Source organism: Nonomuraea sp. NPDC054003 (genome assembly GCF_055585125.1).
In genome coordinates this window covers 152,112-165,908 of the sequence record NZ_JBVJKR010000008.1, presented here as the reverse complement: position 1 = coordinate 165,908, position 13,797 = coordinate 152,112, and the positions used below count along the sequence as shown (strand labels likewise).

General features: G+C 69.9%; 15 protein-coding genes and 1 pseudogene. 7 read left to right on the top strand and 9 right to left on the bottom strand.

From position 1 onward, the window contains the following. Positions 1 to 617: 617 nt before the first annotated feature. Entirely contained in the window at positions 618 to 1,466 is an 849-nt protein-coding gene (locus tag ACZ6YG_RS22270) for a helix-turn-helix domain-containing protein (RefSeq protein ID WP_466019097.1), read from the bottom strand. A gap of 629 nt (positions 1,467 to 2,095) precedes the next feature. Between ACZ6YG_RS22270 and ACZ6YG_RS22265 the strand changes: the two genes are divergently transcribed. From ACZ6YG_RS22265 to ACZ6YG_RS22250, 4 genes are all read left to right on the top strand, one after another. Continuing rightward, positions 2,096 to 2,314 carry a DUF397 domain-containing protein gene (locus tag ACZ6YG_RS22265; RefSeq protein ID WP_466019096.1) on the top strand — a complete coding sequence of 73 codons (219 nt, stop codon included), beginning with the start codon at positions 2,096 to 2,098 and terminating at the stop codon, positions 2,312 to 2,314. A gap of 63 nt (positions 2,315 to 2,377) precedes the next feature. After that, positions 2,378 to 2,575: a DUF397 domain-containing protein gene (locus ACZ6YG_RS22260; RefSeq protein ID WP_271275459.1), complete on the top strand. Its 198-nt coding sequence runs from the start codon at positions 2,378 to 2,380 to the stop codon at positions 2,573 to 2,575. 47 nt (positions 2,576 to 2,622) lie between these two features. Further along, a complete protein-coding gene (mscL, locus tag ACZ6YG_RS22255; RefSeq protein WP_148033954.1) occupies positions 2,623 to 3,051 on the top strand; it encodes a large conductance mechanosensitive channel protein MscL in 429 nt (142 codons plus the stop codon). Positions 3,052 to 3,147: 96 nt separating this feature from the next. Then, positions 3,148 to 3,726: a hypothetical protein gene (locus ACZ6YG_RS22250; RefSeq protein ID WP_466019095.1), complete on the top strand. Its 579-nt coding sequence runs from the start codon at positions 3,148 to 3,150 to the stop codon at positions 3,724 to 3,726. On the opposite strand, the gene ACZ6YG_RS22245 is transcribed toward ACZ6YG_RS22250, so the two are convergent. From ACZ6YG_RS22245 to ACZ6YG_RS22235, 3 genes are all read right to left on the bottom strand, one after another. Beyond that, positions 3,705 to 4,634, bottom strand: a complete 930-nt coding sequence (locus ACZ6YG_RS22245) for a threonine ammonia-lyase (RefSeq protein WP_466019094.1) — start codon at positions 4,632 to 4,634, stop codon at positions 3,705 to 3,707. The genes ACZ6YG_RS22250 and ACZ6YG_RS22245 overlap by 22 nt on opposite strands. A gap of 4 nt (positions 4,635 to 4,638) precedes the next feature. After that, positions 4,639 to 5,205 (bottom strand): phosphatase PAP2 family protein, encoded by a 567-nt coding sequence (locus ACZ6YG_RS22240; protein WP_466019093.1) that lies wholly within the window; start codon positions 5,203 to 5,205, stop codon positions 4,639 to 4,641. A gap of 65 nt (positions 5,206 to 5,270) precedes the next feature. After that, entirely contained in the window at positions 5,271 to 5,537 is a 267-nt protein-coding gene (locus ACZ6YG_RS22235) for a hypothetical protein (RefSeq protein WP_466019092.1), read from the bottom strand. A 119-nt stretch (positions 5,538 to 5,656) separates the two neighbouring features. On the opposite strand from ACZ6YG_RS22235, the gene ACZ6YG_RS22230 reads away from it, so the two are divergent. Next, on the top strand, positions 5,657 to 6,451 hold the full coding sequence (locus tag ACZ6YG_RS22230) for a universal stress protein (RefSeq protein ID WP_261808810.1): 795 nt from the start codon (positions 5,657 to 5,659) through the stop codon (positions 6,449 to 6,451). On the opposite strand, the gene ACZ6YG_RS22225 is transcribed toward ACZ6YG_RS22230, so the two are convergent. Both ACZ6YG_RS22225 and ACZ6YG_RS22220 read right to left on the bottom strand, forming a co-directional pair. Continuing rightward, a complete protein-coding gene (locus ACZ6YG_RS22225; protein ID WP_148033957.1) occupies positions 6,423 to 7,556 on the bottom strand; it encodes a glycosyltransferase in 1,134 nt (377 codons plus the stop codon). The two genes, ACZ6YG_RS22230 and ACZ6YG_RS22225, sit on opposite strands and share 29 nt — an antisense overlap. Further along, entirely contained in the window at positions 7,553 to 8,527 is a 975-nt protein-coding gene (locus tag ACZ6YG_RS22220; protein WP_466019091.1) for a glucosyl-3-phosphoglycerate synthase, read from the bottom strand. The genes ACZ6YG_RS22225 and ACZ6YG_RS22220 overlap by 4 nt, the downstream gene beginning before the upstream one ends. A 105-nt stretch (positions 8,528 to 8,632) precedes the next feature. Here ACZ6YG_RS22220 and ACZ6YG_RS22215 point away from each other — a divergent pair, with 105 nt between their 5' ends. Both ACZ6YG_RS22215 and ACZ6YG_RS22210 read left to right on the top strand, forming a co-directional pair. Continuing rightward, the gene (locus ACZ6YG_RS22215; protein WP_364226285.1) at positions 8,633 to 9,583 is read left to right on the top strand and encodes a Gfo/Idh/MocA family protein; all 951 of its coding nucleotides are present in this window, start codon (positions 8,633 to 8,635) and stop codon (positions 9,581 to 9,583) included. After that, positions 9,576 to 10,688 (top strand): zinc-binding dehydrogenase, encoded by a 1,113-nt coding sequence (locus ACZ6YG_RS22210; protein ID WP_148033960.1) that lies wholly within the window; start codon positions 9,576 to 9,578, stop codon positions 10,686 to 10,688. The genes ACZ6YG_RS22215 and ACZ6YG_RS22210 overlap by 8 nt, the downstream gene beginning before the upstream one ends. Before the next feature lie 9 nt (positions 10,689 to 10,697). On the opposite strand, the pseudogene ACZ6YG_RS22205 reads toward ACZ6YG_RS22210, so the two are convergent. The 3 genes and pseudogenes from ACZ6YG_RS22205 to ACZ6YG_RS22195 form a co-directional block, all read right to left on the bottom strand. After that, positions 10,698 to 11,876 (bottom strand): annotated as a pseudogene (locus ACZ6YG_RS22205) (MGH1-like glycoside hydrolase domain-containing protein); the annotation flags it as partial. Then, positions 11,873 to 12,658, bottom strand: a complete 786-nt coding sequence (locus ACZ6YG_RS22200) for a sugar phosphate isomerase/epimerase family protein (RefSeq protein ID WP_148033961.1) — start codon at positions 12,656 to 12,658, stop codon at positions 11,873 to 11,875. The gene ACZ6YG_RS22200 and the pseudogene ACZ6YG_RS22205, both read right to left, overlap by 4 nt. Then, entirely contained in the window at positions 12,655 to 13,689 is a 1,035-nt protein-coding gene (locus tag ACZ6YG_RS22195) for a zinc-dependent alcohol dehydrogenase (RefSeq protein WP_466019090.1), read from the bottom strand. The genes ACZ6YG_RS22200 and ACZ6YG_RS22195 overlap by 4 nt, the downstream gene beginning before the upstream one ends. Positions 13,690 to 13,797: the final 108 nt, after the last annotated feature.

Sequence of the window (13,797 nt, the reverse complement as noted above, 5' to 3'; positions counted from 1 at the left end):
CGACCTCTTGGCAATTTCCATTCCTACGCCTAGCCTATGACCAGGGATTGAAGCGCGATCGCGTGCTGCCAAAGGCAATTGCCAGGGTTTCCCGCATCAGAACGGGGTACCATCTACAAGGCGAAGGCATTCGGAGGCGCTCCACCAAAGCGTTGACTAGGCCCAACAGCGAGAGGCTCCGCGTCAGCCCTCGGCCAAGTGACAGACGCGAAGCCCCTCTTTCGGTCGGCCTCGGTGGTCATCTTTGGTACGAGACCATCAAGGTCGGCCGCTGTGCATGCTCCCCAGCGCCTGCACGATATCGGCTAGAGCCTTCATCGTTTCCGCAACCGCGATAACGAGAACGGGCCATAACGGCTCGTCCGCGCCACCTCGGTCGCCACCCTGCGACGGCATCAAGGTCACCTCCTCCCCGAGTGAACGGTCCTCGGCGGACCTAGGTACAGCCGAAGAGCGAACACAAGTGGGAGAACGACCCCGAAGGGAGCAAGGTAGAGATTCCCCGTTTCAGCGCCTTAGCCTTACGAGTAACGAAACCCTCACCCTAACGAATGCGCCCGGCAGTACTGGCATGCAACCGGGTTTTGGAAGCGGCTCTATAAGACCTTGCCTGCTGATCAACCTTTGAAGGCAGCACTCCGCTGACGCACGAGGGCGATCGAGTCCTTCGGGCTGAGGGCCGCCGCACGGAGTTGATTGAGCACTTCACGAAAGCGCGCGAGCTGGGCCGGCTTTTCCTGGAAGATCTGACCGGCCAGCGTGTCCATGTAGACGGTGTCGGCCACACCCGCGCTCGGGTCGAACTCCAGCAACATGAATGCGCTGTCGAGCGCCATGTGCGCGCCCACCGTGTACGGCACCACCTGCACGGTGATGTGCGGCGCCGCGGCCATCTCGGCGACCTGGTCCAGTTGGTCGGCCATCGTCTGCTCGCCACCGATGTGGCGGTGCAGCGCGGACTCGTCCAGCAGGACCCAGTAGCGTGGCGGCTTCGTCTTACGCAGCACGTTCTGGCGCTTCATCCGGTAGGCGACCCGATCCTCCCGCACAGACGGATCGATCTGGGGGAGGAACCCCTGGATCACCGCCCGCGCGTAGTCTTCGGTCTGGAGCAGGCCGGGGATCGTGGTGGTCTCAAACTCGGAGATCGCGATCGCGTCGTTCTCCAGCCCGGGGACGGGCCGGAAGTCCACGTCCTCGCCGTCCTGCCACCAGCCCAGCTCGCGGGCGTCCTTGGCCAGAGCCATCAGTTCGGAGGAATCCTCGATCCCGTACAGCTTGCACAGGTCCCGGACGTCGCGGAGGCTCGCCCGGCGCTGCGCGGTCTCGATACGGCTGATCTTGGCGGCGGAGCAGAGGAGCGCCTCGGCGACCTCGGCGATGCTCATGTTCGAGTCGTGCCGCAGATCGCGCAGCCGGTTGGCGAGCTGGCGCTGGCGGAGTGTGGGGTTGGCGCCGGTCATCATGCCCGGTCCATCGTCGCCACCCGGCTTACGATCATGTCGGTGCCACCCTCCACAGGCTGGGCCATCGAGGTCAGGTAGTCGATTATCTCGCGGAAGCGATGAAACTGCTTGTGCTGGTCCGAAGAAGAAGTGGCCCTCGGGATGGCCTCAGTCTCGAACTCCTTAGCCGGGAAGCACGGTCGAAGCATATATAGCCGCCAACGGGACGGTGCAGCAGGAATTCGTCGTCAGCGCGACCAGGTGCGGTGAACCGGTGACCGTGATCCGGCCCTGACATTTCATCCGCGCCTCGAGCCGATCACCTTGATCGAATCGCGTCTATCGGGCTCATACAGGCCATCATTCAGCGTCGGCCCTCGGTTCGGGCGCGTAGATCAAACTGAACTGCTGGCTGCCTCAGCCATCGCCGATCACGTGGAGCTGATACAGCAACCTTTCCAGCTCCCCGATTGACAACCAGGATCCCGAAACGCGCCGCTTGAGTATTAAGGCAAGAGCTGATGCAATTGCCGATGGTGATTGCATCCGAACGTATCTGAAGCTGGATCGGGGAACTCCACCTCCAGCATCGGCACGCGCGCGAGGCAACTCATCGTAGACGCCTACCGTCAGCAAGTCAGGAGGGGCACATGATGTCGAATCCCCAACCGGAACTCTGCTGGAAGACTCCCTCCTGCAACAACGGTAGCTGCATCGCCGTGGCGATGTTGCCCGACGGCCGCATCGCCGTCCGCGACACCAAACATCGCGACGGCCCCGTGCTGAACTTCTCCGCCGAGGCTTGGGAGGCTTTCATCGAGAAGCTCAAGAAGAGTGGCCCATCCACCCCTGGCGTAACATCAGCTTGATAGCTTGCTGATGAGACTACGATGGCTCTTTCACAGCCATAGAGACACTCTGAGAGGTTCCGCATGAGCTCTCCGCAGGCTCCCCATAAGCCGCATTGGCTCTCATGCAACAACGGAAATTGCGTACAAGTGGCGCAATACGATGACAAAATCCTCATTCGCGACAGCAAGGATGCTGAAGGCGCGACGCTCTCGTTCGATCGCGAGGAGTGGGAAGAGTTCCGGGACGCGGTCAAAGCCGGACGCTTCGACGCCGTCTGAAACCCTGTGTTGACCTGTGCTTGGCCGCCTACATACGGTTGCCTGCTATGGCTGGTTTCAGAAAATTCCTGCTGCGCGGCAACATCGTCGAGCTGGCGGTGGCCGTCATCGTCGGCGCGACCTTCAGCGGGCTCGTGCAGGCCCTCGTCCGCGACCTGATCACGCCGCTGATCGGCGCCGTCACCGGGGGGCGCCAGCCGGACTTCGCGCAGTACTCGTTCACCGTCAACGGCAGCGAGTTCAAGTACGGCGACTTCCTCAACCACCTGATCACCTTCCTGATCATCGCGGCGGTGGTCTACTGGCTGGTCGTGCTGCCGATGACGCGGCTCGTCACCCTGTTCGACCGCGACAAGGCGGCCACCACGAAGGAGTGCCCGGAGTGCCTGGGCGAGATCCCGATCGAGGCGCGCCGGTGCATGCACTGCACGATCCAGCTGGTGCCCGAGACGGAGAAGCCGGCCGCCACCACGTAGCGACGCCACGCCGGGCGGGCTGCGTCAGGGCGCGGTTTCGGCTCGGTTCCAGCTGGTACCCCATCAAGTGCGGCCTTGGTCCGACAAGATGGACGGGTGAGCGTTGAGTTGATGGTGTGGGACGAGCCCGTGCCCGTCTCCAGGGACCAGGCACGGGCCGCCTATCTGGAGGTCCGCAAGGGCGAGCCCGTTCAGAGGGAGCTGCCGGAGGTCGCCAAGGAGCTGCCGGGCACCGTCACCGTCTACGGGGACCACGTGCTGGTGACGATGGACCTGGAGACCATGGACGAGATGTCGGCCCAGGTGTTCGAGGTCGCGCGCGCGTACGGGCTGGTGTGTTACGACCCGCAGCGCGACCTCGTGCACAACGTGGCGCCGCTCGGGGTCTACCAGGGCATGCAGCTCCACACCGGCGACGGGCTCATCGTGCACGATCCCGATCTGGGGCTGGTGCACGACGTGCTCGGCACCATGTCGCCACAGAACCCGTTCGTGGCGCTGGTGACCTTCGGCCACCACTTCATCCAGGTCTCCCCCGGCTACGAGCTGGAGTACAAGGAGGGCGCGATGGTGCGCGCCGAGGTGGCGGAGCTGGAGGAGGTGCGGCGCGCCTTCCACGAGTACGCGACGGGCGAGCGGGGGTTCCTCAGCCGTCACTCCTGGTCTGCGGTCTGAAGCACCTCGCGCAGCAGGGCGGGGTCGACGTTGCCGCCCGACAGCACCGCCACCGTCAGCCCGCGCGGCAGCTTGCCCGACAGGCGGGCGGCCGTGGCGACGGCGCCGCTCGGCTCGGCCACCAGGCGTCCGGCGGTGGCCAGGTGGCGCATGGCGGCGCGGATCTCGTCCTCGGTGACGGTGACGACGGCGTCGACGTGCGCGCGCAGGTGGGCGAAGGTCAGCACCGACAGCTCGGCGCGCAGGCCGTCGGCGCTGGTGCGGAACGTCCGGGCGGGCTCCCAGGTGATGAGCCGGCCGGCGGCCAGGCTCTCGGCGGCGTCGGCGGCCAGTTCGGGCTCGACGCCGATCACGGCGGCGCGGGGGCGCAGCGCCTTGACGGCGGCGGCGATGCCGGAGACGAGCCCTCCCCCGCTGACCGGCACCGCGACCACCTCGACGTCGGGCAGGCCGGCCAGGATCTCCAGCCCGATCGTGCCCTGCCCGGCGATCACATCCGGATGGTCGTACGGCGGCACCAGCGTGAGGCCGCGCCCGGCGGCCACCTCGGCGGCGGCGGCCAGGCGCCGGTCGGGCGGCACCACGACCAGCTCGGCGCCGTGGCGGCGGATGGCGTCGGTCTTGACCCGGGGCGTGCCCTCGGGCACCACGACCACGCAGGGCACGCCGAAGCTCGCCGCCGCGTAGGCGAGGGCCTGGCCGTGGTTGCCCGATGAGTGGGTGACGACCCCGGCGGGGCGCAGCCGGGCCACCGCGTTGTAGGCGCCGCGGATCTTGAACGAGCCGACCCGTTGCAGGCTCTCGGGCTTGACCAGGAGGTCTCCGACCGGCACCAGCGGGGTGCGGACGACGACCGGCTCGATCCGCCCGGCGGCCGCCCGGATGTCCTCGACCGTCACCAGTTCCATGCGCTCAACCTACGGCGGACAGGCGTGCCCGGGCCAGGCGGACCACCGGGGTGACGGCGCCGACCATCAGCAGGGCCAGCAGCGGCGCGAGGGCCAGGCCGAGCACGAACCCGGCGATCACGTCGTGCGGGTAGTGCACGCCGACGAACACCCGGGAGAACGCCATCACGACGGCCAGGGGCACCACCACCCAGCCGAGCGCGCGCCAGGCCAGCATGAGGGTTCCGGCGGCCCCGGCGGCGATCACCGAGTGGTTGCTGGGGAACGACCAGTCCGCCACCGGAGGGCAGGCGGCGATCGTCACGACGCCGCCCCGGCACGGCCGGTCCTCCCTGACGAGGAGCTTCAGCACCTCGCTGATCACGTACGCGCCCACGATCCCGGCCGGTCCGGCGATGGCGATCGCCAGGTCCCGCGCGGGAGCGTGGCGGGCGCGCCACCAGCACACGAGGAACAGCGCGGCGAAGATGAACAGGCCGGCGTCGGTGCCGACCTCGGCCAGGGTGTGCAGCCAGGCCGGCGTGGTGAGTGCGAAGTCGACGATGTCGCGGTACACACGTGTCCAATCCATTAACAGGTGATGGACACGACTTTACGAGGAGATGGCACCGCGATGTGCGTCAGAAAGGAGGAAGATCAGGTGGCGCCGAGGAAGCGCCTCGACAGCGCCAGCTGGGTCTGCTCCAACTCGCCCCGGGTGATGAGGCCGCGCTCGAAGGACTCGGTGACGGCGTCGCGCTCGGCCATGTAGCAGGCGGCCATGATCTCGCTGCGGAGCGGCGTGAAACCGCGCTCGACGCATTCGGCGAACATCCGTGCCTTCGCCCCTACCTTGTCGCCCGCGACCGTACAGGCGAGGTCCTGGGCCCTCAGCTGCCCGACGGCGTCACGCAGGGTGATCATGCCGGACGAACCCATGAACTTGGTATCAAGAGTGATCTTCAATTCCTTTCGCCTCCGTTGTTGTGCAACGCTTTGCAATGACGGCGTATTCCCTGCTCGAAGCGGGTAAAGACGCTTTCGTGATCGGAGAGCACGTGATCGTCGGCTACACCCACGACGCGGGCGGGCGGGAGGCGCTGGCCCTCGGCGCGGCCATCACGCGGGTCACCGGCGGCGAGCTCACGGTGGCCTCGATCTATCCGCCCGGCAGCCCGGGGCGGGCGGTGGAGGCCCAGGCCAACCTGGCGGAGGCGGGCGTGGCGCTGGAGGACGTCCCGTCGGAGTACATGGCGTTCGAGAGCCGGGGCGCCGGCCGCGGGCTGGGGGTGCTGGCCAGCCGGATCAAGGCCGACCTGATCGTGGTCGGGTCGGCGGCCGGCGGGCAGCACGGCCGCATCGCCCTCGGCAGCACCGGCGACCACCTGCTCCACCTGTCGCCGGAGGCGGTGATGGTGGCGCCGTCCGGCTTCGCGCCGACCGGCGAACTGTCCAGGCTCACGCTCGCGTACGTGCACCGGCCGCAGTGTGACGAGGCGGTGGCGCGGATGTCTCAGGCGGCGCTGCGGCTGGGCGTGCCGCTGCGGCTGATCACCTTCGACCTGCGCACCGACGATCCTGAGCGCATCCGCGACGACCTGGCGCTGGCCGTGCGCCTGGCCTGGGAGACCGCGGGGATCGAGGCGGAGGCCGACGTCGCCGAGGGCCACGACGTGGCGGCCGCGATGGAGACCGCCACGTGGCTCCCGGGCGAGCTGCTGATCTGCGCGGCGAGCGAGGACGCCCAGCCGCACCGGGTGTTCCTGGGCGAGCTGGCGATGAAGATGCTGCGCGCCGCCCCGGTCCCGGTCACCGTGCTGCCACGGGGCTTCTCCTGATCGCCCGCTCGTACAGCTCCAGGTAGCGCTCCGCCATGACGGCCGGCGAGAAGCGGCGGGCGGCCTCGCGGCGGCACTCCTCCGGGTCGATCTCGTCCACCCGGAGTATCCACTCCGCGAGCTCCTCCTCGGTGTCGGCGAGGAAGCCGGTGCGGCCGTGGTCGATGATCTCCGGCAGGCAGCCGCGGCGCAGGCCGACCGGCGGCACGCCCAGGGCCAGCGCCTCGACGACGGCGGTGCCGCCCGGTTCGTCCCACTGGATGGGGAACAGCGAGGCGCGGGCGGAGGCGTAGAGCCGGTCGCGGTCCTCGCCGCCGACCGAGCCGATCCAGGTGGCGCGGTCGCCGTCGAGGTAGGTGGAGACGTGGTCGACGAGGTAGCGCACGTCGGGGTGGCCGTAGAGCGGGTGGGACGGGTCCTGGGCGACGGCCTCCAGCTCGGCGGGCGTGTCGAGGCCGCTCACCGGTCCGGCCAGCGTCAGCGGCAGGTCGAGCTTCTGGCAGATGCGGGCGGCCACGTGCTGGCCCTTGAGCCCGCACACGCGGCCCATGACCACCAGGTGCTCGCCCCGCTCGACCCGCAGGCCGGTGCCCGCGAGCGGGGTGGCCAGGTGCACGGCCCCCAGCGCGGCCCGGCGCAGCGCCTCGGGGGCGCGGGCGAGCTGGGAGTGGGAGACGCCGTTGACGGCGATCTTGTGAGGGAAGGAGTCGTAGAAGGCGGCGTGCTTGTGCAGGTCCCAGTGCAGGGTGTGCAGGACGGGCGGGCCGTCCAGCGCCGCCAGCACGCCGGGGCCGACCACTTCGAGGTGGTCGTGGACGAGGTCGATGTCGTCGCGGCGGCGCAGTTCCTCGGCCACGCGCGCCTGGTGGGCGTGGGCGATGCCCATGACCTGGTTGTACGGCTTCTGCAGGTGGGGGAACTGGCCGTCGGCGTAGACGCTGATCAGCTCGTCCACCTCGATGGCGCTCGTCCCCACCGAGGCCAGCACCACCCGCACCCCCCGAGCGCGCAGCTCGGGGATCAGGGTGGCGACGACGTTCTCGATGCCGCCGTATCCAGGAGGCGGTACGGGGAGCCAGGGCCCGGCGTTCAGCAGGATGTTCAAGCCACGTCCTCCTCTAAGACGAGAGTGGCCAGGGGCGGCCGCTCGGCCACGCCCACGTCCACCAGGTCCGACTGCCCATCCAGGCCGAACTGCAACAGCGTGTGGGCGGGCGACTCCGGGGAGACGAGGCGGCCCTGGCGTTCCAGACGGGACCAGGCGGTCAGCATGATCTGCCCGGACATGCGGCCGAGCGCGGCCACCGACTGGTGGGTGTGGACGCGCACGCCCAGGTCCACCTGGGCCATCGCGTCCAGGCCGACGAGCTGCAGGAGGTCCACCAGCAGCCCGAACTCGACGCCGTACTCGGTGACGAAGGGGACCTGCTCCAGCACCTCGCGGCGGGCCGCGTACTCGCCGCCGAGCGGCTGGGCGAAGCCGGACAGCTCCGGCCAGAACATGTTGAGCAGCGGGCGGGCCACGAGTTCGGTCACGCGCCCGCCGCCGCCGCGGTGGGCCACCCCGTCCGCGCCCGTGTACGGGCGTTCGTACGAGCCCTTGACGAACTGGATGTCACGGTCCAGCAGCAGCGGCCCGAGCAGGCCGGAGACGAAGTGCGAGCCGAAGTCGCGCAGGTCCGCGTCCACGAACACGACGATGTCCCCGGTCGTGGCGGCCAGCCCCTTCCACAGCGCCTCGCCCTTCCCGGTCAGCGGCGGAAGGTGGGAGAGCACCGCTTCCTGGGCGACGACCCGGGCGCCCGCCGCGGCCGCCCTGGAGGCGGTCGCGTCGGTGGACAGGGAGTCGACCACGACGATCTCGTCCACGAGCGGAGCCCGTTCCACCAGGTCGCGGCGGATCGCGGTGACGATGTCGCCCACCGTCGACTCCTCGTTGTGGGCCGGCAGCACCACGCTCACCGTGGTGGCTCCCTTGGCCAGCAGGAGAGAGTCGACCGGCCAGTCGGCGGCCGTGCTGGAGTGGAGTCCGTACCATTCCCGGACCCTCGTCAAGGCCTCCAGATCTGATTTCATGCAGTCAACCCCGATCTTTGGAGGTCAGGTCGGCGACAACTGCCCCCTTGATGACTCTTCGAACGTATTTGTTTGTTTTCTGGAGGGCGTGGGATATGCCGGGTTATGTCTCCCGCCATCCGTGTGGGCATCGTAGGGGCCGGCAATGTCGCCGCCCGTCATGCCGACGTCCTATCAGGTTTCCCCGACGTGACGATCGCCGGGATCGCCGATACCGATCCTCGCAGAGCCGAGGCGCTGGCCTCCAAGCACGGCTCCCCCGCCTATGGCGACCATGCGGACCTGCTGAGCGCGGGCGGGCTGGATGCCGTGTACGTGTGCGTGCCTCCCTTCGCGCACGGTGACCCCGAGCGTGACATCCTGGCCTGCGATCTCCCGATCTTCGTGGAGAAGCCGCTCTCGCTCGACCTGGCCACCGCGGAGTCGATCGCGGACGAGATCGACCGGCGCGGACTGCCCTCCGCCGTCGGCCACCACTGGCGCTACCTGGACATCCTCGACCGCGCCCGGGACCTGCTGGCCGACCGGCCGGTACGGCTCGCGCTGGGCCACTGGCTGGACAAGGTGCCGCCGGTCGCCTGGTGGCTCGATCCGGGCAGGTCCGGCGGTCAGACCGTCGAGCAGGCCGTCCACGTGCTGGACCTGGCGCGGCTGCTCGTGGGCGAGGTGACGATGGTGCACGCGGTGCCCGCCGGGAACGCCGCAGACGGCGAGGTGGACCGGGCCACCGCCGCCGTCATGAGCTTCGCCGCCGGCGCCACGGGGCTGCTGGCCACCTGCTGCCTGCTGGACCGCAAGCACCGGGCCGGCCTGGAGGTGCACGCCGAGGGCATCGCGCTGGAGCTGAGCGAGACCGAGCTGGTCGTCGACGGCGAGCAGCGGCTGCGGGACGGCGGCGAGGCCAAAGTGGCGGTGGATCGCGCGTTCGTCGACGCCGTCCAGGGTAAGGAGGCCGACGTGCGCGTCCCGTACCGGGAGGCGCTCAAGACCCACCGGCTGGCTCTGGCGCTGGCGCGGTCCGCACGCGAACGGAAGCCGGTGATGCTCGATGCATGACGTCGCGACCGTCCTCAGCATCGAGGCGCCCGGCGAAGTGACGCTGGTCGAGGAGAAACTCGGCGACGTGCCCGACGGCGGGTTCCTGGTGGAGACCGTCCACAGCGGCGTGTCGGCCGGCACCGAGCTCACCTACGTCAAGGGCGACAACCCCTACCTGACCTCGACCTGGGACCGCGGCCTCGGCCTGTTCCTGGAGGGCACGCCGTCGATCGCCTACCCGGTGCGCGGCATCGGCTACATGCAGGTCGGCCGGGTGGTCGAGACCCGCACCCGGGCGGTGGCCGAGGGCGCGCTGGTGGCCATGGCGTACGGGCACCGCAGCGCTTACGTCGCCGACCCGATGCGCGACCGGTTCGTGCCGCTGCCCGGCGAGCTCGACCCGATGCTCGGCATCTACGTCGCCCACATGGGCCCCATCTGCGCCAACGGGCTGCTGCACGCCGCCGCCGACCTGTACGGCCAGGACGTCCACCATCTCGGCGACGGGGTGCGCGGGCGGCGGGTCGCGGTGGTGGGCGCGGGCGTGGTCGGGCTGCTGACCGCGTCGTTCGCGATCTCGTACGGGGCCGCGGAGGTGGTGGTCGTGGACGAGACGCCTGACCGGCTGGCGGTCGCCGCCGCGCTGGGCGCCGACACGCTGGCCGCCGACGCCGATCCGGCGGTCGAGCTGAAGCGGCGCTGGCGCCACGGCCCCGACGACCGGGGCGCCGACGTGGTCTTCCAGTGCCGCGGCCGGGCCAGGGCGCTGGCCCTGGCGCTGAAGCTGCTGCGGCCCCAGGGGGTGGCCGTCGACCTGGCCTTCTACACCGACGGCGCCCAGGAGGTGCGGCTCGGCGAGGAGTTCCACCACAACGGGTTGTCGCTGCGCTGCGCGCAGATCGGGCGGGTGCCGCGCGGCCTGGCGCACGCCTGGGACCGGGAGCGGCTCTCGTACGAGAGCGTCGTCCTGCTCGCGGGCCGCGGCGAGCTGCTACGCCGGCACCTGATCACCGACGTGGTCGGCTTCGACGAGGGACCCCGCCTGATGGCCCAGCTCGCGAGCCGTGAGCGGCACGCCCTCCAGGCCGTGCTCAGCGATCACGTCGACGATCAGCGCGGCTGACCAGCTGAAGTCGCCGGACCCGTGCCCCTCCAGCGTGAAGGGGTGGAAGTACTCGCGGAAGCCGGACCGGCCCACCGCGCCGATCATGCCGTCGGCCAGCGCGCCGGCCAGGTCGGGGCGGCGGGCCTTGAGCCCCTGCCAGACCAGCCACGACACGTTGATCCAGCTCGGGCCGCGCCAGTAGCGCACCGGGTCGAACCCGGGGGCGGCCGGGGAGTAGCTCGGCAGCACGCCGTCCTTGAGACCGAACAGGTCCAGGCCGGTGCCGATCAGCGCGTTCGCGATGTCGCGGGGCAGGCCCGGCAAGATGAGCGGCACCAGACCGGCGGCGCTGCCGGAGCGGATCAGGCAGCCGGTGATGGCGTCACGGGAGTGGAACAGGCCGTCCTGGTAGAGGTGCTCGACCATGGCGGCGGTGACCGCCTCGGCCTCGGCATGGTGCGGCGCGGGATCACGGCCGATCACCCGCGCGATCTCGGCCAGGGTCGACTCGGCGATCCCGTACGCGGCGTTGAACAGCGGGTCCTCGACCTGGAAGGCGCAGGCGCGGCTGTAGCCGGTGTCGCGGTAGGCGCGGGCGAGCGCGATGTAGCGCTCGTAGTCGCGGTCCGTGGGCCGCTCGGCCGGGTCGATGTGGCACAGGTCGCGGCGGGCCACGCCGTCGGGCACCGGCTCCACCGCGGTCAGCGGCAGGTCCCAGGACGGGCTGTTGTCCATGCCCGACTCCCAGGGGTGCACGATCGAGACGAGCCCGTCGGGCCCGCGCCGCTGCGCGCGCAGGAACTCCTGCTGCGCCACCAGCCTGGGGTAGATCCTGGCGAGGAAGGCGGGGTCGGGCTCGGCCAGGTGGACCCGCCAGGCGGCCAGCGCGTGCACGGGCGGCTGCACGATGCCGGAGGTGGTCCAGCCGGACGGGGAGCGCGCCTCCCAGAACCCGGGACCGGGGAAGTAGGCGCCTTCGGGCACCGCCGGGTTGAACACGATGTGCGGCACCCTGCCGTCGTGCCACTGGGCGCCGAACAGGCTGAGCAGCTCAGTCCTGGCCCGCCGGGGCGACCACCGGGCGTGGCCGATGGCGATGAAGGCGGAGTCCCAGCTCCACTGGTGGGGGTAGAGCGTGCGGGAGGGGACGGTGTGGCTGCCGTCCCAGTTGTCGATCAGGACGCGCAGCGCGTCGCGGAGGATCATAGGAACTTCCTGATGAAGGCCGCTGTCTGGGGGAGGACGATCTCGGGCTCGCCGCGCAGGCGGCATTCGAGCGCGAGGTAGCCGTCGTAGCCGACAGCGTCGAGGGCGGCCAGCTGGGCGCCCCAGTCGAGGTGACCGGTGCCCGGCTGGTTGCGGTTGGACTCGCTGATCTGCATGTGCGCGAGGTAGGGGGCGGCCTCCACCAGGGAGCGGCAGGGGTCGTCCTCCTCGATGTTCATGTGGTACGTGTCGCCGACGACCCTGATCGAGTCCATGGCGCAGTACGAGACGGCCTCGGCCAGGGTGTTGACCATGTGGTTCTCGTACCGGTTGAGGGGCTCCAGCATGATCAGCACACCGTTGCGCTGGGCGTGCTCGCCCAGGATGCCCAGCGCCTCGGCGAGCACCTCGCGGTCGTCGGCCGCGCTGCGCGGGGGCGTGAACGGGGGCAGCCGGAGCGAGAACTGGCCCCAGGAGGCGGGGGTCATGACGCCGACCCCGCCCAGCTCGCCGATGACCGTCAGCTGGGAGCGCAGCTGCTGGATGGCGTCCTTGCGCTTGGCCGGGTCGAAGTCGCCGATGAAGTGCGGCATGTCGACGCACACGGTCGGCATGACCACGCCGTCGGCGAGCGCGCGCTTCAGCTCGGTGAGCCGGCCCGCGAAGTGGAAGTCGCCCTTGCCCCGGAGCTCGATGGCGTCGAACCCGGATTCGACGGCGAACGCGAACTTCTCCTGCAGGGACCGGCCCGGCAGGAGCTGCTCCTGGGCGGCGAGCTTCACTGTGACTCCTCGAAGGTGAAGACGAGCTGGAGCACCTCGGACTGGTGCTTGTCGATCAGGTCGAAGGCCGCGGGCGCCTCGTCCACGGGCACCAGATGGGTGACCAGGCCGCTGACGTCGAGCTCGCCCCGGTGCACGACCTCCATGAACGTCCGCTGGAGCCTTTCGACGTCCCAGCGGTGGGACAGCCAGGAGGCGACGCCGCCGATCTGGGAGGAGATCAGCTGCACCTGGTTGTGGTGGAACTCCTCGCCCAGCCGGAGCCCGAGCCCGTCGCCCTGGTAGAAGCCGGCGGCGACGACCCGGCCGCCCCGGCGCACGGTGCGGATGGCCTCCTGGAGGCCGAGGTGGCTGCCGCTGAGCTCGATCGCGGTGTCGGCGCCCTCGATCCGCTTGCGGATGAACTCGGCGACCGAGCCGGCGTTCACGTCGAAGGTCTCGGCCGCGCCGTACTGCCTGGCCAGCTCCAGGCGGGACGGGATGGCGTCGGCCGCCACCACGCGGGCCCCGCTGAGCACGGCCAGCCGGGTGGCGAGCAGGCCGATGACACCCTGTCCGAAGACGGCGACCTGGTCACCGAGGTGGATGTCGGCGGCGTGCACGGCGTTGAGCGCGATCGCGCCGACCCGGGCGAAGACCGCGTGCAGCGGGGTCGCGCCGGGCGGCAGGACGTGGCCGGCCAGCCGGGCGGCCGGCACGACGGCCTCGGCGCGGTGGCCCCAGATGCCCCAGACGACGCTGCCGACGGCGGGCTCCGCGACGTCGGGCGCCGCCTCCACCACCTCGCCGACCTCCTGGTAGCCCCAGCCGGTCAGCGGGTAGGCGTGCGTCCGCCCATCGAGGAAGAGGCGTCGCTCGACATCCCACCTGCGGTTGAGATAGGGGTTGGTGCCGCGGTAGGCGGTGAGCTCGGTGCCCGCGGAGACACCTGAGTACATCGTACGGACGCGCACGCTGCCCGGGACGAGCTCGGCGGGCGGTTCCAGGCTGACGGAGACCTGGCCCGGTTCTTCGAAGGTGATGACGCGCATTCCCCAACAACTTACGCTTATTGATCAATCAAAAGTCACGGGATTAGTACTGCTCCGCACACCGTAGTCGGGGGCGGATCACTCTAAAGTCTACGACTTCCGTACGAG